The organism is Thalassospira profundimaris, assembly GCF_003326755.1.
GTDB lineage: Bacteria > Pseudomonadota > Alphaproteobacteria > Rhodospirillales > Thalassospiraceae > Thalassospira > Thalassospira profundimaris_B.
In genome coordinates this window covers 609978-632199 of sequence record NZ_JPWH01000001.1, presented here as the reverse complement: position 1 = coordinate 632199, position 22222 = coordinate 609978, and the positions used below count along the sequence as shown (strand labels likewise).

22 protein-coding genes are annotated in these 22222 nt (G+C 56.1%); 5 read left to right on the top strand and 17 right to left on the bottom strand.

All coding sequences use genetic code 11. The features are described 5' to 3' along the window. Positions 1–12: 12 nt before the first annotated feature. The 10 genes from ureC to TH25_RS02805 form a co-directional block, all read right to left on the bottom strand. Positions 13–1722 carry an urease subunit alpha gene (gene ureC, locus TH25_RS02850; RefSeq protein ID WP_114086869.1) on the bottom strand — a complete coding sequence of 570 codons (1710 nt, stop codon included), beginning with the start codon at positions 1720–1722 and terminating at the stop codon, positions 13–15. 2 nt (positions 1723–1724) lie between these two features. Next, positions 1725–2036 carry an urease subunit beta gene (locus TH25_RS02845; protein ID WP_073955413.1) on the bottom strand — a complete coding sequence of 104 codons (312 nt, stop codon included), beginning with the start codon at positions 2034–2036 and terminating at the stop codon, positions 1725–1727. A gap of 16 nt (positions 2037–2052) precedes the next feature. Then, the gene (locus tag TH25_RS02840) at positions 2053–2355 is read right to left on the bottom strand and encodes an urease subunit gamma (protein ID WP_073955412.1); all 303 of its coding nucleotides are present in this window, start codon (positions 2353–2355) and stop codon (positions 2053–2055) included. A 38-nt stretch (positions 2356–2393) separates the two neighbouring features. Further along, the gene (locus TH25_RS02835; protein WP_258549004.1) at positions 2394–3299 is read right to left on the bottom strand and encodes an urease accessory protein UreD; all 906 of its coding nucleotides are present in this window, start codon (positions 3297–3299) and stop codon (positions 2394–2396) included. 216 nt (positions 3300–3515) lie between these two features. After that, positions 3516–4211, bottom strand: a complete 696-nt coding sequence (urtE, locus tag TH25_RS02830; RefSeq protein ID WP_114086868.1) for an urea ABC transporter ATP-binding subunit UrtE — start codon at positions 4209–4211, stop codon at positions 3516–3518. A gap of 2 nt (positions 4212–4213) precedes the next feature. Then, on the bottom strand, positions 4214–4969 hold the full coding sequence (gene urtD / locus TH25_RS02825; RefSeq protein WP_114086967.1) for an urea ABC transporter ATP-binding protein UrtD: 756 nt from the start codon (positions 4967–4969) through the stop codon (positions 4214–4216). Positions 4970–5004: 35 nt separating this feature from the next. Then, positions 5005–6201, bottom strand: a complete 1197-nt coding sequence (urtC, locus tag TH25_RS02820; protein WP_114086867.1) for an urea ABC transporter permease subunit UrtC — start codon at positions 6199–6201, stop codon at positions 5005–5007. Positions 6202–6204: 3 nt separating this feature from the next. Then, entirely contained in the window at positions 6205–7920 is a 1716-nt protein-coding gene (urtB, locus tag TH25_RS02815) for an urea ABC transporter permease subunit UrtB (RefSeq protein ID WP_114086866.1), read from the bottom strand. A gap of 141 nt (positions 7921–8061) precedes the next feature. Beyond that, a complete protein-coding gene (gene urtA / locus TH25_RS02810; RefSeq protein WP_114086865.1) occupies positions 8062–9339 on the bottom strand; it encodes an urea ABC transporter substrate-binding protein in 1278 nt (425 codons plus the stop codon). 338 nt (positions 9340–9677) lie between these two features. Beyond that, positions 9678–10631: a LysR family transcriptional regulator gene (locus tag TH25_RS02805; RefSeq protein WP_181847360.1), complete on the bottom strand. Its 954-nt coding sequence runs from the start codon at positions 10629–10631 to the stop codon at positions 9678–9680. 100 nt (positions 10632–10731) lie between these two features. On the opposite strand from TH25_RS02805, the gene TH25_RS02800 reads away from it, so the two are divergent. Next, a complete protein-coding gene (locus tag TH25_RS02800; protein ID WP_114086863.1) occupies positions 10732–11712 on the top strand; it encodes an MBL fold metallo-hydrolase in 981 nt (326 codons plus the stop codon). Between the two features lie 96 nt (positions 11713–11808). Here the strand turns inward: TH25_RS02800 and TH25_RS02795 are convergent, their stop codons facing one another. Continuing rightward, on the bottom strand, positions 11809–12717 hold the full coding sequence (locus TH25_RS02795; protein ID WP_147252976.1) for an MBL fold metallo-hydrolase: 909 nt from the start codon (positions 12715–12717) through the stop codon (positions 11809–11811). A 115-nt stretch (positions 12718–12832) separates the two neighbouring features. On the opposite strand from TH25_RS02795, the gene TH25_RS02790 reads away from it, so the two are divergent. Next, on the top strand, positions 12833–13759 hold the full coding sequence (locus TH25_RS02790; RefSeq protein WP_114086861.1) for a LysR family transcriptional regulator: 927 nt from the start codon (positions 12833–12835) through the stop codon (positions 13757–13759). Positions 13760–13783: 24 nt separating this feature from the next. On the opposite strand, the gene TH25_RS02785 is transcribed toward TH25_RS02790, so the two are convergent. Then, the gene (locus TH25_RS02785) at positions 13784–14974 is read right to left on the bottom strand and encodes a urate hydroxylase PuuD (protein WP_114086860.1); all 1191 of its coding nucleotides are present in this window, start codon (positions 14972–14974) and stop codon (positions 13784–13786) included. A gap of 331 nt (positions 14975–15305) precedes the next feature. On the opposite strand from TH25_RS02785, the gene TH25_RS02780 reads away from it, so the two are divergent. Then, a complete protein-coding gene (locus tag TH25_RS02780; protein WP_114086859.1) occupies positions 15306–16217 on the top strand; it encodes a LysR family transcriptional regulator in 912 nt (303 codons plus the stop codon). A gap of 23 nt (positions 16218–16240) precedes the next feature. Here TH25_RS02780 and TH25_RS02775 read toward each other — a convergent pair whose 3' ends face one another. Both TH25_RS02775 and TH25_RS02770 read right to left on the bottom strand, forming a co-directional pair. Continuing rightward, complete coding sequence (locus TH25_RS02775; protein WP_114086858.1) at positions 16241–16945, bottom strand: LrgB family protein; 705 nt, start codon at positions 16943–16945, stop codon at positions 16241–16243. Beyond that, a complete protein-coding gene (locus TH25_RS02770; protein WP_258549003.1) occupies positions 16932–17501 on the bottom strand; it encodes a CidA/LrgA family protein in 570 nt (189 codons plus the stop codon). The genes TH25_RS02775 and TH25_RS02770 overlap by 14 nt, the downstream gene beginning before the upstream one ends. Before the next feature lie 89 nt (positions 17502–17590). Between TH25_RS02770 and TH25_RS02765 the strand changes: the two genes are divergently transcribed. Next, positions 17591–18490 (top strand): LysR family transcriptional regulator, encoded by a 900-nt coding sequence (locus TH25_RS02765; RefSeq protein WP_114086857.1) that lies wholly within the window; start codon positions 17591–17593, stop codon positions 18488–18490. A gap of 22 nt (positions 18491–18512) precedes the next feature. Here TH25_RS02765 and TH25_RS02760 read toward each other — a convergent pair whose 3' ends face one another. The 3 genes from TH25_RS02760 to TH25_RS02750 are packed head-to-tail and all read right to left on the bottom strand — an operon-like array spanning position 18513 to position 21425. After that, complete coding sequence (locus TH25_RS02760) at positions 18513–19643, bottom strand: histone deacetylase family protein (RefSeq protein ID WP_258549002.1); 1131 nt, start codon at positions 19641–19643, stop codon at positions 18513–18515. Between the two features lie 44 nt (positions 19644–19687). Further along, positions 19688–20866, bottom strand: coding sequence for a methyl-accepting chemotaxis protein (locus tag TH25_RS02755; RefSeq protein ID WP_114086856.1), 1179 nt, complete (start codon positions 20864–20866; stop codon positions 19688–19690). 25 nt (positions 20867–20891) lie between these two features. After that, on the bottom strand, positions 20892–21425 hold the full coding sequence (locus TH25_RS02750; RefSeq protein WP_114086855.1) for a PAS domain-containing protein: 534 nt from the start codon (positions 21423–21425) through the stop codon (positions 20892–20894). Positions 21426–21741: 316 nt separating this feature from the next. Here TH25_RS02750 and TH25_RS02745 point away from each other — a divergent pair, with 316 nt between their 5' ends. Further along, entirely contained in the window at positions 21742–22191 is a 450-nt protein-coding gene (locus tag TH25_RS02745; protein ID WP_181847358.1) for a hypothetical protein, read from the top strand. Positions 22192–22222: the final 31 nt, after the last annotated feature.

Sequence of the window (22222 nt, the reverse complement as noted above, 5' to 3'; positions counted from 1 at the left end):
GATGACCGATCCTTAAAACAGGAAATAACGCTGTGCCATCGGCACTTCGGTTGCCGGTTGGCAGGTGAGATGCACGCCATCGGCATGGACCTGATAGGTTTCCGGGTCCACATCAATTTTTGGCAGGACATCATTGAGCTTCATGTCCTTTTTGCCAATATTGCGGGTGTTTGACACCGCCAGCAAGTGCCGTTGCAGGCCAAATTCGGCGGCAATCCCGGCATCAATCCCGGCCTGGGAGGCAAAGGTAAAGCATGATTGCGTTAATGCCCGGCCATAGGCACCAAACATCGGGCGATAATGCACCGGCTGCGGGGTCGGGATCGACGCATTGGGGTCGCCCATCGCTGCCCCCATAATCATACCGCCCTTTAAAATCATGTCGGGTTTGACGCCAAAGAACATCGGCTTCCACACCACCAGATCGGCGATTTTACCCACCTCGATCGAGCCGACATGGCGCGAAATGCCCTGCGCAATTGCCGGATTGATGGTGTATTTGGCAACATAGCGTTTGGCACGGAAATTATCATTGCCCGGCCCGTCTTCGGGCAGGTTGCCGCGCTGTTTTTTCATTTTATCAGCCGTTTGCCAGGTGCGGCAAATCACCTCGCCCACCCGGCCCATCGCCTGGCTGTCCGACGAAATGATCGAGAACGCGCCAAGGTCATGCAAAATGTCTTCGGCGGCAATGGTTTCGCGGCGAATACGGCTTTCGGCAAAGGCCACATCTTCGGGAATTTTCGGGTCCAGATGGTGGCATACCATCAGCATATCCAAATGCTCGTCGATGGTATTGACCGTAAAGGGCCGGGTCGGATTGGTGGAGCTGGGCAGCACATTGGCTTCACCGCACAGCTTGATGATGTCGGGCGCATGGCCGCCACCGGCCCCTTCGGTGTGGAAGGTATGGATGGTGCGGCCCTTGAAAGCCGCCCGACTATGTTCGACAAAGCCACTTTCATTGAGCGTATCGGTATGGATCATCACCTGAACATCCAGGTCATCGGCAACCGACAGGCAACTATCAATCGTGGCGGGGGTTGTACCCCAATCTTCATGCAGTTTCAGGCCACAGGCACCGGCCTTGACCTGTTCGATCAGCGAAGCGGGCAGCGTGGCATTGCCCTTGCCAAAATACCCCACATTCACCGGCAGGCCATCGGCCGCCTGCAACATCCGGGCAATATGCCAGGGGCCGGGGGTGCAGGTGGTGGCGTTGGTACCCGCCGCCGGGCCGGTGCCCCCGCCCAGCATGGTGGTGACACCGGAATAAAGCGCCTCGTCGGCCTGCTGCGGGCAGATCCAGTGAATATGCGCATCAATGCCGCCTGCGGTAACGATATTGCCTTCCCCGGCAATCACCTCGGTCCCCGGACCGATAATAATATCCACATCGGGCTGAATATCGGGGTTGCCGGCCTTGCCAATGGCGGCAATGCGGCCATCACGCAGGCCAATATCGGCCTTTACAATGCCCCAGTAATCCAGGATCAGGGCATTGGTGATCACGGTATCAACCGCGCCCTCGGCGCGCGATGCCTGGGATTGCCCCATGCCATCGCGAATGACCTTGCCACCACCAAATTTCACTTCCTCGCCATAGGTGGTGAAATCCTTTTCCACCTCGATGATCAGGTCGGTATCGGCAAGGCGCACCTTGTCGCCCACGGTCGGGCCAAACATGGCGGCATAGGACGGACGATCAATTTCATAAGCCATTTTCAGCCCCCCAATGCGCCATTGATTTTGCCGTTAAACCCGTAAACCACGCCCTTGCCGGCATAGCGCACCAGTTGCACCTCGCGGGTTTGGCCCGGTTCAAACCGCACCGCACTGCCTGCTGGCACATCCAGGCGAAAGCCGCGTGCGGCCTCGCGGTCAAAATCAAGGCCGGGATTGGTTTCGTAAAAATGATAGTGCGACCCCACCTGCACCGGGCGGTCGCCGGTGTTTGAGACGGTCAATGTCAGGGTTTCACGCCCGTCATTCAGGGTCAGGGTGCCAGAAGCCGTGATAATTTCACCGGGGATCATGATCTTGCCCTTCCAGTTAGCGAATGGGTTCGTGAACAGTCACCAGCTTAACCCCGTCGGGAAAAGTGGCTTCAACCTGAATTTCCGGGATCATTTCGGCAATGCCCTCCATCACCTGGTCACGGGTGATCACCGTTGCCCCGTCGCGCATCAGATCGGCAACGGAAACCCCGTCACGCGCCCCTTCGACGACATAATCGGTAATCAGGGCAATCGCCTCGGGATAATTCAGCTTCACCCCGCGTTCCAGGCGGCGGCGGGCCACCATTGCGGCCATCGCGATCAGCAATTTGTCCTTTTCACGCGGCGTCAGGTTCATGACATCATCCCTTTTGCATTTAATGCGTCACGCATTGCTTAAATCTCCCACATGCGGGGCAGACGGGCGGGCAGATTATTCACCCGGTGGCGAAAGGCCGCCCACCAGGTGCCATAGGCGCTGCGCAACCGCATGGGTTCGACCGCCAGCCAGCGTACAATCACAATATTTGCCATTGCGGTTGCGGCGGCCAAAACACCATCCCCCTGTTGCACAGCGCCCTCCAGGCATTCACGGGCCGTGACCAGCGTTTCTTCGGCCCCCCGACCAACAAAAACCGCCGTCGCACTGGCCCGCGCCCCGTTAAAACAGGCCGGATGATCCAGCACCGATAAAATATCGCCATCAAGATGCAGCGCATCACGCCAGACCGGGCGACCATCCAGCGACACATCCCAGGCATCGCGCGCAAGGCCGCGCGTAAAAACCTCGCCCCGGGCGAGGCGGCCAAATACCATCATTTCCCCGGCCAGAACCCGGCCAGAGCCCGAAACCGAAACCGATGTGGTGCGGCGCAAACGCGCCCCATCAAACAGGATGGTTTCCTGTGGCAGCCATTCCAGCCAGGAATGATTATCGGCCACCAGCGCCACCTGCATTTTGCCATCCGGCCCCAGTGACCGGTATACCTTTTCGGCGGCCTGGGCGGTAATCAGAAGGCGGGCATTTTCCCCCGTGCGCCCGGCAAATGAAAGCTGATCGCCGCCAACCATGCCACCCGATGTTGTTGCCAGCACCGCCTGGCTGATATCGCCGGGCTGCGGGCGCGGAAACAGCATTTTCATCGGGTCGCGGTAATAAAGATGATCCAGACTGGAAGGCATATGGGAAACGGGTGCAGCCTTGAAGGCCACCTCGGCCCGGCCATCGGTCACGATTGGGCGCAGGGATGCCGGCATGGCAGCGTCATTGCGCACAGAATTTTCAATCTTGCCGAGTTGCACAAGCCCACCCTACGCCGTTGCCACCGTAAAACGCCCAGCCCTGCCAAACATTCAATCCCGAATTTATCATACAGAAAGGATCAAGCACCACTGCACGTTTCAATGACAAAAGCAAAATACGGGCCAGAACGGCAATGCCTGCCATTCCCGCAGGCAGTGCCCCATCCCGTTCCCTTAGCCGTTGCAATCATTGTGCGAATTTTAGGCAAATGCTGATCAAACAGTCAGATAGCTGCGCACATTTTCACGGTCCAGTGCATCCTTTTTGCCCGCCAGCACCACTTCACCGCGTTCCAGCACCACAATGTCGTCGGCCAGTTCATGGGCAAAATCAAAATATTGCTCGACCAGCAAAATCGCCATATCACCCCGATCCGCCAACTGTTTGATCACGCGCTGAATATCCTTGATGATGGAGGGCTGAATCCCCTCTGTCGGTTCATCAAGCACGAGCAAGCGCGGGCGGGTGACAAGGGCGCGACCAATGGCAAGCTGCTGTTGCTGCCCGCCCGAAAGGTCGCCCCCGCGCCGCCCCAGCATGTCGCGCAGGACGGGAAACAGCTCGAATATTTCATCGGGGATATGGCGCATGGCACGCGGCAGGGCGGCAAAGCCGGTTTCGAGGTTTTCCTTTACGCTTAGCAGCGGAAAAATCTCGCGTCCCTGGGGCACAATGGCAATGCCCGCAGCCGAACGCTTCCAGGCCGGATCGCGCGATATGTTTTTGCCTTCCCAGACAATATCACCGCCCGCAACCGGATGCTGCCCGACAACAGCGCGCATCAGCGATGTTTTGCCCACGCCATTGCGGCCCAGAACCGCCGTTACATTGCCGGTTTCAGCACGTAGCGACACCGAACGCAATGCCTGGGAGGCCCCATAAAAAAGGTCGATATTTTCAACATTTAACATGATCAGCGCCCCAGATAGACTTCAATGACACGCGGGTCTTTTTGCACGCTATCAAGCCGCCCTTCCGCGAGGACCGATCCTTCGTGCAGCACGGTTACCTTGCAATCCAGGTCACGGACAAATTCCATGTCATGTTCCACCACCACGACCGAGCGGGTTTTGGCAATATCGCGCAGCAAAATCGCCGTTTGCTCGGTTTCGGAATCCGTCATGCCCGCCACAGGTTCATCCACCAGCAGCAATTGGGGTTCCTGCATCAGCAACATGCCAATTTCCAGCCATTGCTTTTGCCCGTGCGACAGATTTGCCGCCATCATATCGCGCAAATCCCCCAGGCGGATGGTGGCAAGGGTTTCCTCGATCCGCTGCTTTTCGCGGTTTGCCAGCCGGTGAAACAGCGCCTGAAACACCCCGCGCCCGCCCGAACAGGCCAAAAGCAGGTTGTCAAACACCGTATGGCTTTCAAAAACGGTGGGTTTCTGAAACTTCCGCCCAATGCCCAAATTGGCAATGTCGGCCTCGTCCAGTTTGGTCAGGTCCACGTCGCTTTTAAACAGCACATCGCCGCTATCGGGCCGGGTTTTGCCGGTGATAATATCCATCATCGTGGTTTTACCCGCCCCGTTAGGGCCGATAATGGCGCGAAGCTCCCCCGGTTCGACATAGAAGCTCAGGTTATTAAGCGCGCGAAAGCCATCAAACGTGACCGATACCCCATCCACATACAGGATGGTCGCGGCCTTTTCGCTTTGGATCATGCGGCTTTCTTCGGCCAGTAAATCTTCTGCCGTGCTCATGCCTTGCCCCCCTGATTACCCCGCCAGGCTGCCAGCCTGTCACGCCAGCCGCCGGATGTACCCGATGCACCAACAGCCCCTGCCCCGGCAAAGGCCGGAATGGCCCCAATAACCCCCTTGGGCAAAAACAGGGTGACGGCAATAAACAACCCGCCCAGGAAAAACAGCCAGAAATCGGGCATCACGCCGGTAAAAAAGGTTTTGGCATAATTGACAATAAACGCGCCCAACACCGCGCCATACAATGTGCCGCGTCCGCCAACCGCGACCCAGATCACCACCTCGATGCTGGCGGCCGGGGCAAATTCGCCAGGGTTGATAATGCCGATTTGCGGCACATAAAGCGCCCCGGCAATGCCCGCCATCACGGCCGAAACGGTAAAAACAAACAGTTTGTAATATTCCACCCGATAGCCGGTAAAGCGCACCCGGCTTTCGGCATCGCGAATGGCGATCAAAACCTTGCCCAACCGGGACTGGGTAATGCCGCGCGACACCACATAACAAATCCCCAGCATCACGGCGGACGCCACCACCAGCACACAGCGCGTCTGGTCGGACTGCAAATCAAAGCCCAGAATATCCTTGAAATCCGTCAGGCCGTTATTGCCGCCAAACCCCATATCATTACGGAAAAAGGCCAATAACAGGGCATAGGTCATCGCCTGGGTAATGATGGAAAGGTAAACCCCCGTCACACGCGACCGAAACGCCAGAAAACCAAAGACAAAGGCCAAGATGCCGGGGACCAGCATCGCCATGAGCACGGCAAAGCTGAAATGATCAAACCCGTACCAGTACCAGGGCAGTTCCTTCCAGTTTAAAAAAACCATGAAATCGGGCAGGACCGGGTCGCCATAAACGCCCCGATCGCCGATCTGGCGCATCAGATACATGCCCATCGCATAGCCGCCCAGGGCAAAAAACGCGCCATGCCCCAGGCTGAGAATGCCACAAAATCCCCAAATCAGATCAACGCTTAGGGCCAACAGCGCATAACACAGATATTTGCCCAGAAGCCCCAGCATCCAGGTCGGCACATGAAAGGCCGATCCTGCGGGCACCACAAGGTTGCCAATGGGAATAACAATGCAGCCCAGCAGCAAAATCCCCAGCAGGATCATCCCGCCCCGGTCCTGCAGTAACCAGCCCAGAACCGGCGTCATTTTATATTTCTGGCGATAGTCGGTCATGGATCAGGCCTCCACCGCGCGACCCTTAAGGGCAAACAACCCCTTGGGACGTTTCTGGATAAACAGGATCAGTGCGACCAGAACAAAGATTTTCGCCAGCACCGCGCCTGCCACGGGTTCGAGGAATTTATTGACAATCCCCAGGCTAAAGGCGCCCAAAACCGTGCCCCACAAATTGCCAACACCGCCAAACACCACCACCATGAAACTGTCGATGATATATCCCTGGCCCAGATTGGGGCTGACATTGTCAATCTGGCTAAGTGCGACACCGGCGATCCCGGCAATGCCCGATCCCAGGCCAAATGTCAGTGCATCGACAGTGCCGGTGCGAACACCGACCGACCCCGCCATGCGCCGGTTTTGCGTCACCGCGCGCATTTGCAGGCCAAAGGCGGTGTAACGCAGCACAAAGGCAATCCCGGCAACAACAATCACGCTAAACAGAATGATCCACAGCCGGTTATAGGTCAGCACCAGCCCGGTTGAAAATTCGATCGCGCCACTCATGAAATCCGGGGCGACGACCTGGCGATTGCTGGCACCAAAAAGGCTGCGAATGGCCTGCTGTAACATCAGGCTTAACCCCCAGGTTGCCAGCAGGGTTTCCAGCGGGCGACCATAAAGAAACCGGATGATGACACGTTCAATCACCACACCCACCCCGCCCGAGACCAGAAACGCCATTGGCACCGCCACGGCCAGCGACCAGCCAATACCGGCGGGCCAAAAGGCGGCAAAGGCCTGCTGCACGGCATAGGTGGTATAGGCCCCAATCATGATCATTTCGCCATGCGCCATATTGATGACACCCATGACGCCAAAGGTGATGGCAAGCCCGACGGCGGCCAGCAGCAAAACAGACCCCAGGCTGATACCGCGATATACATCCCCCGCCGTTTGCCACATTTGCAAACGCCCCTCGACCGAGGCCACCGCATCCTTCGCCGCCGCCACCACCTTGGGATCGTAATTTTCGCTTTCGGCCGCATTGACAAATTGCAGCAAGACAGCACGAATTTGCGGCGTGGTCTGGCTGGCAAGCACATCAATCGCGTCAAGCCGTTCTTGCGGGGTTTTTCCCGCCGCCAGTGCCATTGTCGCCTGTGCCAGTTCCATGCGCGCCAGAAGGCCCGGGTCTTCTTCGCGTTCGATGGCGCGTTTCAAAAGCGGGGCCATTGCCGGGTCGCGGGAATCCATAATGGTTTCCACCGCTGTCCGGCGGGTTGCCAAATCCGGGCTAAACAAATTCAGGCTTGCCAGTGCATCGCGCAGCGCCCCGCGCAGCCGGTTATTAATACGAATTTTATCAAGATCGCGCGCGGCACTTTCGCCCGTTACCTTGCCACTGACCACATCGATATGCTGCCAGACCTTGCCCTGCTTTTTGCCAATCACCACCCGGTCATCGGCCTTGCTGACATAAAGATCGCCATCTAACATCGCCTGAAGCACAGGCACAGCGCGCGGGTCGCCATCGGCGGCTATTTTACCAATGACCTCAAGTTTCCTGTTCGAGCTTTTGCTATCAAGTTCTTCAACAATCTGGCGCAGTTCTTCGTCGCTAAAGGCCCAGGCGGGCCGGGCGATTGACAGCACGCACATCACGGTCAGCATGGCAACAACCACCCGCACCGACCAACCGGAGCGGAGAAAAAAGCGGGCAGAAAGCCCATCGGAAGCAGAAGAGAGCGCAGGCAGGAAATTATCTCGACGCATGATCAAAACCTTTGCATCGCGCATTCAAGGATACGGGCATTTGCGAAATATCAACCAGACCGGCACGGCCTGGCCGCAAAACGGCAATAAAACGGGCCGGAATACGCTCAAATGCTGGCGCATCCGGCCCGTAGGATCCGGTTAATATTTCGGTGTTTCGCAGTTGCCGCACACCCAGGGATAGGTCCAGTCCGCCGTCAGCTTTGCGCTTTCGGGAATGAAGTCCGACCAGGAATCCCCCACGACCACGTCATCGGTGCTCCAGACGGTATCGAACTGGCCGTTATCCTGTACTTCGCCAATCAATACCGGCTTGGACAGGTAATGGTTGGTGTTCATCACGGCGACACCGCCGGTCAGGTTCGGCACTTTCTGGCCATACATGGCCTGGCGCACGGCATCCACATCGGTGGTGCCCGCCTGCTCAACGGCCTGTTTCCACATGGTAAAACCAATATAGGTGGCTTCCATCGGGTCGTTGGTCACACGTTTTTCATCGCCAATATAGGCATGCCATTTTTTAATGAAGGCGGCATTGGCGTCGGTATCGACACTTTCAAAATAGTTCCATGCCGCCAGATGACCGACCAGCGGGGCGGTATCGATCCCGGCCAGTTCCTCTTCCCCGACCGAAAAGGCGACAACCGGAATGTCCTCTGCCTTGATGCCCTGGTTTGCCAGTTCCTTGTAGAACGGCACATTGGCATCGCCATTGATGGTGGAAACCACAGCGGTTTTCTTACCCGCCGAGGCAAAGGTTTTTACATCGGCAACAATCGACTGCCAGTCGGAATGCCCAAACGGCGTGTAATTTTCCATGATGTCTTCATCGGCGACACCCTTGCTGTGCAAATAGGCGCGCAGGATTTTGTTGGTCGTGCGCGGATAAACATAATCCGTCCCCAACAGGGCAAAACGTTCTGCCCCGCCGCCATCTTCGCTCATCAAATAATCGACAGCGGGGATCGCCTGCTGGTTGGGCGCAGCCCCGGTGTAAAACACGTTGCGCGAGCTTTCCTCGCCTTCAAACTGAACCGGATAAAACAAAAGGCCGTTATCTTCTTCAAAGACCGGCAGAACCGATTTGCGCGAGACCGACGTCCAGCAGCCAAAAACAGCGGCAACCTTGTCTTTTTCCAGAAGTTCACGCGCCTTTTCGGCAAAAAGCGGCCAGTCCGATGCCGGGTCCACCACCACGGCCTCGACCTTTTTACCCAGCAAACCCCCATTTTTATTGAGATCATCGACCAGCATCAGGACCGTATCCTTCAGCGTGGTTTCCGAAATCGCCATCGTCCCCGAAAGAGAATGCAGAACGCCAATTTTAATCGTGTCATCAGCCGCCTGTGCGGGCGTCATCGCCATCGCAGACCACGCCAGCGCCCCCGCGCCAGCGATTGCCTGAAGCATCGTTTTCATTAGTAGCCTCCACTGCATGTTTTTTATTGCACCGCAGCAGCACTAGCCAAAACCATGCCAGATTTTGAAATTTTATGCTTTTTTGGCAAATCCGCAGGGATTCAACGCAATTTCCCGATAGTACAATCCAATTCAGTAGAAAATTATTGCGCGACGCTTATTTGATGTGACTATTTTTAATTCATTTAATTTTTTATGACTGTTTTTTAATCAACCGAGGGTGCCTGGCTGGTCAGCTCACTCATTGCTGCCATCTGCCTGCCTTCTTTCGCCTACGGACGTTCCTGTTACATCACAGGAACCCTGTTTCCCTGCCGGGCACGCCTGTCAACGGGGTTTTATTGCGCTGCGATACTTCTGTTTGTCTGCGCCATGCCCTTAACCACATCGCGCAACATATCGCGCAGCCAGGCACTTCCGGCATCCTTGTCCGACCATACCGGCCAACCCATTCTCACAGGGGGCAATGGCAGGGAAATGGGCATGGGGCATATCGACAGGCCAAACAAGGGGGCATATTCATTGGCAAGACGGGCTGGCACCGTCGCAATCAGGGGCGCATGACGTGCCGCAGACAAAACCGGCATAAAATCGGATGTGGTCAACGCGACGTCGATGCCAATTCCCATCGTGCGCAGCATCATGCCAATACATCCCTCAACCTGACTGGTCTGCGACAACAACGCATGACGTGCGCCCAAATAGGTTTCCCTGTCAATCACCTGTACCTTTGCAAACAGGTCGGGGTTAAAACAGCACACCACTTCGGATTCGAACAAGACTTCACTGTGGCAGCGTCCCTCGGGGAAATCCTTGCTGCCAATCGCAATGTCTATTTCCCGGTCATTCATCATTATGCCAACCGTTTCGGCCGACACAGCCCGGCTTAACAAACCGACCCCGGGGGCGATTGCATGAATGCGTGATATCAGGGCGGGCAGCAAAAACATTTCCATTTCATCGGTCAGGCCTATCCGAAATGCCCGCTTTTCCGTTGCCGGGTCAAACCGGCTTCCCGCAGACAGGGCATGTTGCGCCTGAACCAACACCGCCCGTATTGACCCGGCCAAAGCAAGTGCGCGGGCCGTCGGCCGCATTGTTTGTCCAACCCGATAAAACAGCTCGTCATCAAGCAACATCCGCAAAGTTGCCAGGTTGTGGCTCATGGCGGATTGCCCGATCCGCAATTTTTCGGCGGATTTGGTGACATTAAGTTCCTGCATCATCACGTCAAACGCGATCAGGAGGTTCAGATCAAAAGACCGTAAATTAAAATGATCAATAGTATCCATGACTGGCATCGATTTGATTGCTGACCATCATAGATATACATTTCCGGCATCACATTACAAGTTACCGGTACATGCCGATTATATGATCCAGGAGATCGTTATGCTGTCACGTCGCGAAATGCTAAAAAATTCACTGGCAATTGCCGCCGGTGCCGCCGCCAGTACGGTATTCGTCCCCCTTGTGGCGAATGCCAAGGCACCGTTTGTCGGCACACAGGCCCCCGGTTATTATCGCCTGATGGTCGGCGATATTGAAGTCACCGCCCTTTCGGATGGCACCGGTGATTTCCCGCTGGCAGATCTGTATCTGAACACCAGCCCCGAACATGCCCGTACCGCCCTTGCCAATGCCTTTCAAGGGTCTCCAACATCAACCTCGGTAAACGCGTTTCTTCTTAATTTCGGCAGCAGGCTGGTTCTGCTTGATGCAGGCACCAGTAACTTCCTTGGCCCGCAACTGGGTAAACTCCCGGCCAATCTTCGCGCGTCAGGCTATCACCCCGACCAGATAGACGACGTTGTCCTGACCCATATTCACACCGACCATTCCGGCGGGCTGGTGCTGGACGGTAAAATTGTTTTCCCCAATGCCATGATCCACGCCCCTAAACGCGAAGTCGAATACTGGCTCAATCCAGCCATCCGGGACAAGGCAGCGGACGGGAACAAACGTTATTTTGACGAAGCCGATCAGGCAACCAGGCCCTATATCGCAGCAGGTCGCTTTAAAACCTATGCCGATAATGAATCCCCCCTGCCCGGACTGGTCAATTCCACCCTGCGGCCCGGTCACACGCCTGGCCACAGCGCCCTGTGGGTCGAAAGCAAGGGTAAAAAGTTTGTCTATTGGGGCGACATCACACATGGCGATGTGCTGCAATTCGACGAACCTGGCGTTTCAATTTCCTTTGACGTCGATCCAGACCTTGCCATCAAAACGCGCGAGACCGCCTTTGCCGAGGCCACCCGCGAAAAATACATGGTTGCAGGGGCCCACATTGCCTTCCCGGGCATTGGTCACGTCCGCGAAGATGAAACCATGTATGACTGGGTGCCAACCAACTATCGCGCTGCCCTCTGATACCCGTCCGGCCACATAGCGATATGTTGATCGCAACCTGGCATGAAACAAACAGGGATGCCAAATAGCGCATCCCTGTTTGTCTTTGCGGATTATTCAGGGCTGGCTTTGCAAAGCGACCGGGTGCCAGCAATAGGCATTTTCATCTTGATGGCGCAAAACATGGCCCAAACCCGGAAAGGCAATGTGGCTGCCTGCCACCAGACAGTTTTCCTGCACGGCCAGGTTCAGGGCCTGTTTGCGACTGCTGATGGCCGCACGGGCATCAACATCAAAACAAATGGCGATATCGGGATCTTCAAACTGAAGGATGTCGCCGTGCATGATATCGCCCCAGCACAAAACGTCATTTGCCTCCGTTTTAATGATGATGCCGCTATGCCCCGGTGAATGGCCGGGCAGCAGAATGGACCGGGCAATGCCGGGAAGGGGGGCTTCGTTATCATCAAACAGGGAAACCCGCCCGGCATCGGCATAGGGGGGGATGCAGGCCATCGCATTTTTGAAATGCGGCTGCATGGGGGCGGGTGCCTTTGCCATTTGCGCGGGATCCAGGAAAAAGTCGGCATCGCGTTTGGGAATATGTACGCGGGCATTGGCAAATGCCATGTCGCCATTGCGGATCAACCCGCCAAAATGGTCACTATGCAGGTGGGTCAGGATAACATCATTGACCTGATCAGGGTGATATCCCGCCGCCTGAAGGTGATCGGCCAGGTGGCCTAGCGCCGGACCACCCAAATCGCCGCTGCCGGTATCAATCAGGATCACGCGGTTATGTTGCGCGATCAAAAATGCGTTAAAGGGGCCAGGCGCGGGTAGTTCCTGCCGGTGTGCGCTTAGCCGTTCGCGCACATGTTCGGGTGTTGTGTTCAGATACAGCTTGTCTAGCGGAAAGGGCAGGATGCCATCACACAGGGCGATGATCGCGGTATCACCCTGCCAGGTGCCATAAAATCCCGGTGCGGCATTGGGGCGGGCAGAATATTGGGCCGAAACGTTCATGATGATTTCCTGTTTGATCCCTGCAAACAGAAGCTGCAGGCGGGCCGTTGATGCTTTTGAAATTATGTCAAACAGGGTATATCTGAGGTTATCATTAATCAAATCGATGTGAATAATGAAGAATATCGACCATTTCAATTTGCGGTCCTTTGACCTGAATTTGCTGGTAGCCTTTGATGCCCTGATCAGCGAAGGCAGTGTGACACGCGCGGCCGAAAAGCTGCGGATCGGCCAACCCGCCATGAGCCACAGCCTGGCAACCCTGCGGCTGTTATTGGGCGACGAGCTTTTTGTGCGTATGGGCCCCAAAATGCAGCCAACCGCCCGGGCGCAAAGCCTGGCTGGCCCGATACGCGAGGCCCTGCATCAGGCCCAGGCGGCCCTGAAAGTGGGCCTGCATTTTGACCCGTCAACGGAGAAACGGGTTTTTCGCATTGGCGTTTCCGATGAAATGACACAGGTGCTTTTGCCTGCCCTGATGGCCGATCTGGCGCAAAAGGCCCCCAATATTGGCATTCTCGCCCGTGATCTGAGCCTGGCAACGGTGGAACCGTTGCTAAGCCGCAGTGAAATTGATGTGGCCGTGGGTGTGCCCTATGTGCCGCAAGGGGCATTTAAGGGCGAGCGCCTGTTTGACGCGCAGGCAGTTTGCTGTTTTCGCCCCGACCTGATCGGCCTGAAGGGCACCTTTGACGAGGCGGCCTATTTTGCCGGCCGCCATGCCGTGTTTTCGCAGGTTAGTGACATATCGGGATGCGTTGGCGAGATTTATCGCACAACCGGCCATACGCTTGATATTGGGTTTGCGGCACCGGCCTTTTTGCCCTTGCTGGCCGTGGCGGCACAGGCCCCCCTGATTGCCACCGTCCCCGCACGGATTGCCCGCCTGTATGCTGCCAAATTTGACCTGACGATTGGCCCGGTCCCGGTCATATCGGGATTTTCATCGTCGCATATGATGTGGGCGGGCCATACCGAACATGACGTGGCCTTATCTTGGTTACGGGGCTGTATTCGTGACTGCCTTCATGACGTCGTTTAGGTCGGAACACTTTGGAAGCCATCTTTAATCCGGCATTTTTGCCCGGATCCATTGTCCAAGCTTTGCCCGTTCATCGTCGGTCATTTCCGTCAAATTGCCCAGCGGCATGGATTTGCCAATTACCGCCTGGGCCATGATGCGCTGCGCGTTGGCATGGACCTCGTCCAGATTATCAAACATCACGCCTGCCGGGGCAGTATCAAAGCCATCCTCGGTCGGATGGGCGGAATGGCAAACGGCACAGCGGGTTTGAATAATGCCAATCGCCTCGCTTGAGGAAATCACATCGCCCGCGCGCGGGGCATTGGGATCATAGGAAACAAACACCACCAAAATTGCCATGAAAACCGCCGCGGCAGGCAATTGCCAGGCAATGGCGCTGCCACTGCCGCCCGCATTGCGGGTATTGAAAAAATGCCGCACCAACCCGCCGACAATCAGGATCAGACCAATCACGATCCAGGAATGATCATGGGCATAGGTCATCGGGTAATGGTTGCTGATCATCATCGCCAGCACCGGCAGGGTCAGATAGTTATTGTGCGTTGAACGCTGCTTTGCCTGCAAACCCAATGCCGGGTCCGGTTTTTCCCCGGCCATCAGCGATGCCACAACCTTTTTCTGGTTAGGGATGATAATGCGAAACACATTGGCCGCCATCATCGTGCCAATCAGCGCACCGACATGAATAAACGCGCCCCGCCCGCTAAAGACATGGGTGTAAAGCCAGGCAAAGGCCATGATCTGGATAAACAGCGCCACCGCAAGGGTGCTGGTTTTCCGGCCAATCGGGCTTTTGCAGATGAAATCATAAATGAACCAGCCCGCAACCAGGCTCATCAACCCGGTCAGAATCGCATCCCATTTGGTCATCGGCATCACCGATGGATCAATCAGGTAGGATTCCGCGCTCCAGTAATACATCGTTACCAGCAGGGCAAAGCCGGTCAGCCAGGTAAAATAGGCCTCGTATTTGAACCAGTGCAGGTCATCGGGCATTTTGGCGGGTGCCACCATCCATTTATTGACATGGTAAAAACCACCGCCATGCACCATCCAGGCTTCGCCATAAACCCCTTCATCCATGCCGGGCCGCTTGCGCAGCGACAGGTCCAGCCAGACAAAATAAAATGACGAGCCAATCCACGCGATGCCGGTAATCACATGCGCCCAGCGCAGGATCAGATTGATCCAGTCCTGAAACAGAATGTCCACCTGTTTGGTCCCTCTCTCTTACCGGGGTGCGCCGCTATGAACGCTTGTCCCATGCCCGGTTTCCGTCCCTGATATTGCCTTGCAGCATATTATGACGCGCGTTTTCAGAATTCTTATAACCCTATTTTCCTAACACAGGGCTGGCGGACGCTCTATTATTTAGCAAGCGTGCATAATCGAAATGACTTTCAAGACATTTTTTAAAATGGCACAGTATCGGGGCGATCACCCCGCCCGTCAGGGGTTTCGCCATCGCAGCAAAAAATACGGGCCTTTATCAAAACGCCCGATAAAACGGCCTTTAAACCGACAAGAGTGAGATCATAGTGCCATGTCCGATTTTGAGGACATCCAGATTTTTGTCCGCGTTGCCGAACTGGGCAACCTTTCGGCCGCCGGGCGCGAATTGCGCCATTCCGCTGCGGTGGTGTCAAACCGCATTGCCCGGCTGGAAGAACGGCTGGGCGTGCGTTTGCTGAACCGCACCACACGCCGCGTGGGCCTGACAACCGAAGGCGATATTTATTACCGCCATTGCCAGCGTATTCTGGCCGAAATGGAAGAGGCCGAAAACGCCATTGCCAACCAGAAAAACACCACCCGCGGCCCCGTGACCGTGACCTGCCCGGTGGCGTTTGGCAATATGTTCGTCGCCCCAATCATTCCAAAATTTGTTGAAAAAAATCCCGATGTGCAAGTGCGCCTGCATTTGTCCGACCGGCTTTTGGACCTGTTGCAGGACAAGGTGGACCTTGCCATTCGCATTGCCGAGCTTAAGGAAAGTTCGCTGATTGTGCGCAAACTTGCAGCCAACAAACGGGTGCTGGTGGCAAGCCCGGCTTACCTGAAGCGCAATGGCACCCCGCGCACCCCATCGGATTTGCTGGATCATAACTGCCTGTTGCTGCGCTTTCCCGGTTCGCGCCAATATCAATGGACATTGCAGCGCGAGGGTGACGAGGCCCCAACCACCCTTTCGGTATCGGGTTCAATGGATTCGGACAATGGCGAAGTGCTGACACGCTGGTGCCTGGACGGGCACGGCATTGCCCTGAAATCGATGTGGGAAGTTGGGCCGCATATTCAGTCCGGTGCGTTAAAAATCGTCCTGCCGGACTGCACACCGCCATCACACGCGGTTTATACGCTGTATCCCGAAAACCGCTATCTGCCAACGCGGGTGCGCGCCTTTGTTGATTTTCTGGTCGCCGAATTTGGTGGCACACCGCCTTGGGAAAGATAGAACGCACATTCGGGCAACCATTGCTAACCGCGCAAAAACAGCGCAATTGCAGGAGCCACCAGCACATTCAACAGCCCCACCAAGACCATGATCAAACCGGCGACCGATCCTTCCTCGGTGCCAATTTCGTGGGCCTTGGCGGTGCCCGCGCCATGGGCGCCCATACCCAGCGCCGCGCCGCGCGCCAGGCTGGAGGCGACGGGCAAACGGGCCAGCATGATTTCACCCAAAACCGCCCCCAAAACACCGGTAATAACAACAAACACCGCCGTTAAATCCGGGATGCCGCCGATATCGCCCGAAACCTCCATCGCAAAGGGGGTGCTGATGGATCGGGGCAACAGGCTTAACCGCAAGGCCCCATCCAGCCCCAAAAAGGTTGCCAGGCACCAGCCGGTGATCATGGCCGTGGCACTCCCGGCCACCGCCCCCACCGCCAGGACCGGCCAGTGGCGCAAAATAAACTTGCGCTGTTCGTAAATCGGGATGGCAAAGGCCACCATTGTCGGCCCCAGCAGCGTCACCAGCCAGCCGGTTCCGCGAATATAGTCACTGTAATTTTCATGCAGCAGCAAGGCCAGCGCCATCAAAATCACCGGCGTGATCAAAAGCGGCGTTAACCAGCCACGTTGCCAGCGCCGGTGCAGCCTGCGCGCCACCAGATAAAACCCGATGGTCACAAGCGACCAGAAAATGCCCTGCACCACCGGGTTTTCAAACCAGACCATGCCGCCCCCGAAACCGCATAAACAGATCCATCACCAGCGCCGTTACCGCAATAACCGATGCGGTACTGCCCAAAATCACCAGCAGCACCTTGACCCCCAAAAGACCAAACAGTTCATGATGGTTCAAAAGTGCCAGAACGGCGGGAATGAAAAACAGCAGCATTTCCGCCAGATACCATTGTGCGCCCTGGCGCATGCTGTGCAGGCTGATGCGGCGGCTTGCCAGCAGGGCAAACACAATCACCATGCCAATAATGCCGCCCGGCACGGGAATGCCCGCAAAACGGACAATCGCTTCGCCCAACAGCCAAAAGGCAAAAATCGCCGCGATTTGCAGGATCGGACTGCGGCGCAACACATACCGCCCCCGCACCGACAAACCGGCCAGCGGCAGGTTTGAACGCAAAGCGGGGCTGGCACTGGCAACACCTGCCGCCCCGCCGGTCGCCCGCATACGGGATACAGGCGCGACACGCCCGCCCTGACGGGTGACGTTGGCCGTGCCGGAATCCGGTTTCCTGAAGGGGGTAAAAAAGCGGTTCAAACGATGGGTCATGGGTGTTCTCCTTGACCCGCAGCATAGAACCATCCATGTTATGATAAAAATGAATTGATTTACTTAAATCTATTCCCATTAGGAATGTTATGGATATTCGCACCCTTCGTGCCTTTGTCGAGGTTGTTCGCCAGGGCGGGTTTTCGCAGGCGGCAAAAACCGTTTTCGTGACGCAATCCGCCATCAGCAAGGCCGTGCGCCAGCTTGAAGACGAAGTTGGCATTCCATTGCTGGAGCGCATCGGCCATAGCAGCCGGATGACGGCGGCAGGCGAAATTGTGTATGCCCGCGCCTTGCGCATTCTGGCCGAACGCGAAGACCTGATGGCCGAACTGGATGAAATTCGTGGTCTCAAGCGCGGGGCCCTGCATTTGGGCCTGCCGCCCATTGGCAGCAACACGCTGTTTGCCCCGGTTTTTGCCATCTATCGCAAACGCTTCCCCTGCATTGACATTCGCCTGGTTGAACAGGGCAGCACCCGGCTGGAAGAAATGCTTGAAAGCGGGGACATCGAACTGGGGGCATCGCTGTTGCCCACCGCGCCCGGTTTTGCGGGCCAGCCTGTGCGGTGCGAACCACTTGTCGCCCTGCTGCCGGTCACGCACGAGGCCGCCCATAAACCCCGCATAAGGTTTGAGGATTTGGCCGATACCGCGCTGATCCTGTTTGAAAAGGGCTTTGCCCTGAACCGGGTGCTGATTGCTGCTGCGCGACGCAAAAATATCGACCCCGCCATTGCCGCGCGCAGCAGCCAGATCGATTTTATCACCGAACTGGTGGCCGCCAATCTGGGGGTCAGCTTTCTGCCCCGCATGATCGCCCGGCAACGCCCGCATCCCGACGTGCGCTATATCGAGCTTGATGAACCCGACACCCAATGGGACATGGGGATGATCTGGCGGCAAAACGGTTTTTTGTCCCACGCCGCCCGCGCCTGGCTGGAAATTGTCCGGGAAATTTACCCTTTGCCGTCAAAGGATCCGGCATAATCCTGCATCACCGGACACAAATTTAAGTATCGGCAACATTCCTGACCCCTGCCAAATATCCCGCCAGCACCGCCGCTACATTTTCCCCGATCACATCATGGGCGTAGCCCCCTTCCATGACAAACAGGGTGCGCAGGCCGAATTGGGCGATCTGCCCGCCGATTTTTTCATAATCGGCGGTCGTCAGGCCCAGGCGGCCAAAAGGTTCAAATTCGTGGCCATTAACGCCCAGCGATATCATCAGCATGTCGGCATTAAAACGGGCAATTTTTGCTGCTGCCTGTGCCATCGCGGCCTCAAATCCGGCAAACCCGACGCCATCGGCCAGCGGAAGGTTCAAATTGGCACCATATCCGGCATCAGCCCCCTGTTCATGGGCATAACCGGTAAAAAAGGGAAAATGAGTATCCGGATTGGCATGGATGGATACGGTTAGCACATCGCCACGATGATAAAATATCTGTTGGGTGCCATCGCCGTGATCCTGATCGATATCAAGGATGGCAATACGTTCAACGCCCTTGGCGCGCAAATGCTGTGCGGCAATGGCGGCATTGTTTAACAGGCAATATCCGCCATAGCGTGCCGCATGGGCATGATGCCCCGCCGGACGTCCCAGGCAAAAGGATGCTTCACCATCCTGCAATACCGCATCTGCCGCCGAAAGCGCGGTTTGTGCGCCCCAATAGGCCGCCTGCCAGCTACCCTCGCCAATCGGGGTATCAATGGCATAGGCATAATATCCCAGCTTCTTGAGGATATGGCGGGATGCGGGTGTTTGCCCCGTCATATCACCCGGGCGCGTTACATCATCGCCTGGTAAGGATCCCCCGTCACAGAAGCCATGTGCAGGCCAGATCGCGGGGATGGCATCACCATCATACCCGGCCTGTTGCCAGTCCTGCCAGGCATGGGCAAGAAACGCTAGGTAGTCTTTGTCATGCACCGCCCAGATCGGGGCCATGCCATGATCGGCGGGATCGACAAGACGGGCCGAAATTTTATGCGCCAGGGCATCGCGGATGATACCCATACGCCGCGGGTCATCCAGCGGCGGAATGATATGGCCGTGATAAAATTCGGATTTAACGTCATGGGCGTCATGACGTGCATTGAAAAACACCCGCATAATATCGTCCCCGATCGGTTCCACAAGCCCTGACCGGCCCGAAACCATACCGGAGATTTACTTGCGGATTATTTTTTACGCTCGGAAGTATACAGCACTTTCGTAATATTATCGAGAAAACTGCCAAGCTGGCTGCGCAGGCTTTCGGCCTGGCGGGCAAGATCGGTTGCCATTTCGCGGGTGGTCTGGGCGGCCTGCCCGGTTTGCGAAGTCATATCCGACACAACCGAAATATTATCCGTCACCTCGCGCGCCCCGCCCGATGCCTGTTCGACGTTGTGGATCATGTCGCTGGAAAGCGATGTTTGTGTTTCCACATTGGTTGAAATCAGATCCGAGCGCGCGGCCAGATCATCAATCACTCCGGCAATTTCGCGGATTGATCCAACCGAAAGCTCGATCGCGGTCTGAATATCCTGAACTTTTTCCTCGATGCTTTCGGTGGCCTTGCTGGTCTGGTTGGCAAGCCCCTTGACCTCGTTGGCAACCACGGCAAAGCCCTTGCCCGCCTCGCCTGCGCGGGCGGCCTCGATGGTGGCATTCAGGGCCAGAAGGTTGGTTTGGGCGGCAATATCGCGAATGAAGCTGACAACCTCGACAATCTCGACGGCTGCGGATTCAAGTTGACCAATACGGCCATCGGTTTCGCGGGCAAGGCCATTGGCGCGGTGCGCAATATCAACCGATTCCCTTGCCTGTTCACTGACATCGCGAATGGAATGGTTCAGTTCCTCCGATGCCTCGGAAACCCCCGACACATTATCCGCCGTCTGACGGGCGGCCGCCGCCACCGCCATTGACCGGCTGCTGGTTTCCTGGGCAATACGGCTGGCATCATCCGATGCGCCTTCAAGTGCGACCGATGCCTCGGCAATGCGGTCCACCGCGCCAAAGGAACCACTGCGGAAATCATCGACAACCTTTTGGAAACCACCCAGTTTCTGTTCGATCATGCTGGTCGCGGCATTGATTTCGCGCGCCGATGTCAGATAGGAACCGACAAGGCCGGTTTCAACGATACGCCGGTAATACCGGTTTTCGGCCACCGCCGCCATCGAGGCGGCACTTTCACGCAAAAACGCATCATTGCGGTCAATCAGCCGGTTGATCGCGTTAAACAGGTCACGCATGTGCGGGTGGCTGTCAACATGGGTGATTCGGGCTTCATAGTCGCCGTTGGCCGCCGCCTCGACAACTTCCAGCGCCTTTTGAATTCCCGACTTTGTAGACCCGCCAAACAGGGACATATTCTAACCTCGGCTTAAACGTTATTTACAGGCTTTGCACAAACTGGTCGTAATCAAGGCCCAGATCCTTGACCTTTTGCGCCATTGCGCGTGCCGCCATATTCATGCCGTCCTTGCGGCTGGGCTGGCTTTCCTCGATTTTGCGCAATTCGGCATAAAGCGGTTTGACGGTTTTATCAACCACACCGGCTTCGGGTACACGACGGTTGGAATGATAGCCCGTGATGACACCATGCGGGTCAAAGCTGGGCGTGACATGGGCATAAACCCAGTAATGATCCCCGTTTTTTGCCAGATTGACGACATAGGCAAAAATCTCGCGCCCGGCCTCGATTTCCGACCATAACAACTGAAACACGCAACGCGGCATGTCCGGATGGCGAATAATCGAATGCGGCTGCCCCAGAAGCTCTTCCTCGGTATAATCAGCCACACGCAAAAAAACATCATTGGCATAGGTGATCCGGCCCTTCAGGTCGGTCTTGCTGACAATCAGTTCATCAGCACCAAAATGGCGTTCCCGGCCTGTTGGCTGCACATGTGATCGCTTTTCTGTCACGCTTCTTCCCTGGTCTCTGTTTTCTGTAGGTCTTAACCGGCCCTGTAATGGCGATACCTGCCTTTAAGGATAAGGTGTAGCGCGATCACAGCGGCAGACCAATGTAAATTTTACTTGTGATCATCACTTAACGCTGTTTGTCCAAATTAGATTAATTTCACAATTTTCAAGAAATGATCAATCCAAAATCCGCCCGTGCCATCAGCGCACCTTTATGTCGGACAAAAGGCAGCCTTAACCATTTGCAATTTAACAATGCAACACCCACACATATTATATGACTGCATTGGAAAGGCATTCCAACCCGGGGACAGGAATGACAAAAGATTTAAGCAGATTTCCATATCGCGTGGTCATCCACGGACGGCATTCGTCACAGAATGTGCTGAACTGGCTGGATAAAAACATCCGCCATGACCGCTGGACAATGGGCATTCGCAATATCGAACTGCCCCGGTCCGATATGGGGGCCCCGGTTGTCGATATGGTGATCTATTTCAAGCGCCAGGATGACATGGAGCTTTTTCGCGAAAAATGGGCCGGACAAAGCCGCCAGCGCCGCGTAAAGCTGAAATTTCTGCGTGCTGCCCTGTATGCCCTGCTACACCCCCGGGCCGAAATGGTTTTTTACGAAACGCTGGAAGACGCGCACCCCCACCGCATCAAACCCAAAACCCGACCCGATGATGACCAGACAATCGAACTGGCCCCGCTGCCGGGCGAACCGGCAAAACCGGGCAAGGCCGCCAAAGACGATCACCCCTGACAGATCACAAACCTGCCAGATGCCCGCTTGC

Coding starts and splice junctions, on each gene's coding strand:
- TH25_RS02800 (WP_114086863.1), top strand. CDS start 10,732: ATGCTGTCACGTCGCGAAATGCTAAAAAATTCACTGGCAATTGCCGCC.
- urtE (WP_114086868.1), bottom strand. CDS start 4,211: ATGTTAAATGTTGAAAATATCGACCTTTTTTATGGGGCCTCCCAGGCA.
- urtC (WP_114086867.1), bottom strand. CDS start 6,201: ATGACCGACTATCGCCAGAAATATAAAATGACGCCGGTTCTGGGCTGG.
- ureC (WP_114086869.1), bottom strand. CDS start 1,722: ATGGCTTATGAAATTGATCGTCCGTCCTATGCCGCCATGTTTGGCCCG.
- urtD (WP_114086967.1), bottom strand. CDS start 4,969: ATGATCCAAAGCGAAAAGGCCGCGACCATCCTGTATGTGGATGGGGTA.
- TH25_RS02845 (WP_073955413.1), bottom strand. CDS start 2,036: ATGATCCCCGGTGAAATTATCACGGCTTCTGGCACCCTGACCCTGAAT.
- TH25_RS02765 (WP_114086857.1), top strand. CDS start 17,591: ATGGATATTCGCACCCTTCGTGCCTTTGTCGAGGTTGTTCGCCAGGGC.
- TH25_RS02770 (WP_258549003.1), bottom strand. CDS start 17,501: ATGACCCATCGTTTGAACCGCTTTTTTACCCCCTTCAGGAAACCGGAT.
- urtB (WP_114086866.1), bottom strand. CDS start 7,920: ATGCGTCGAGATAATTTCCTGCCTGCGCTCTCTTCTGCTTCCGATGGG.
- TH25_RS02755 (WP_114086856.1), bottom strand. CDS start 20,866: ATGTCCCTGTTTGGCGGGTCTACAAAGTCGGGAATTCAAAAGGCGCTG.
- TH25_RS02795 (WP_147252976.1), bottom strand. CDS start 12,717: ATGAACGTTTCGGCCCAATATTCTGCCCGCCCCAATGCCGCACCGGGA.
- urtA (WP_114086865.1), bottom strand. CDS start 9,339: ATGAAAACGATGCTTCAGGCAATCGCTGGCGCGGGGGCGCTGGCGTGG.
- TH25_RS02805 (WP_181847360.1), bottom strand. CDS start 10,631: ATGGATACTATTGATCATTTTAATTTACGGTCTTTTGATCTGAACCTC.
- TH25_RS02745 (WP_181847358.1), top strand. CDS start 21,742: ATGACAAAAGATTTAAGCAGATTTCCATATCGCGTGGTCATCCACGGA.
- TH25_RS02840 (WP_073955412.1), bottom strand. CDS start 2,355: ATGAACCTGACGCCGCGTGAAAAGGACAAATTGCTGATCGCGATGGCC.
- TH25_RS02775 (WP_114086858.1), bottom strand. CDS start 16,945: ATGGTCTGGTTTGAAAACCCGGTGGTGCAGGGCATTTTCTGGTCGCTT.
- TH25_RS02790 (WP_114086861.1), top strand. CDS start 12,833: ATGAAGAATATCGACCATTTCAATTTGCGGTCCTTTGACCTGAATTTG.
- TH25_RS02780 (WP_114086859.1), top strand. CDS start 15,306: ATGTCCGATTTTGAGGACATCCAGATTTTTGTCCGCGTTGCCGAACTG.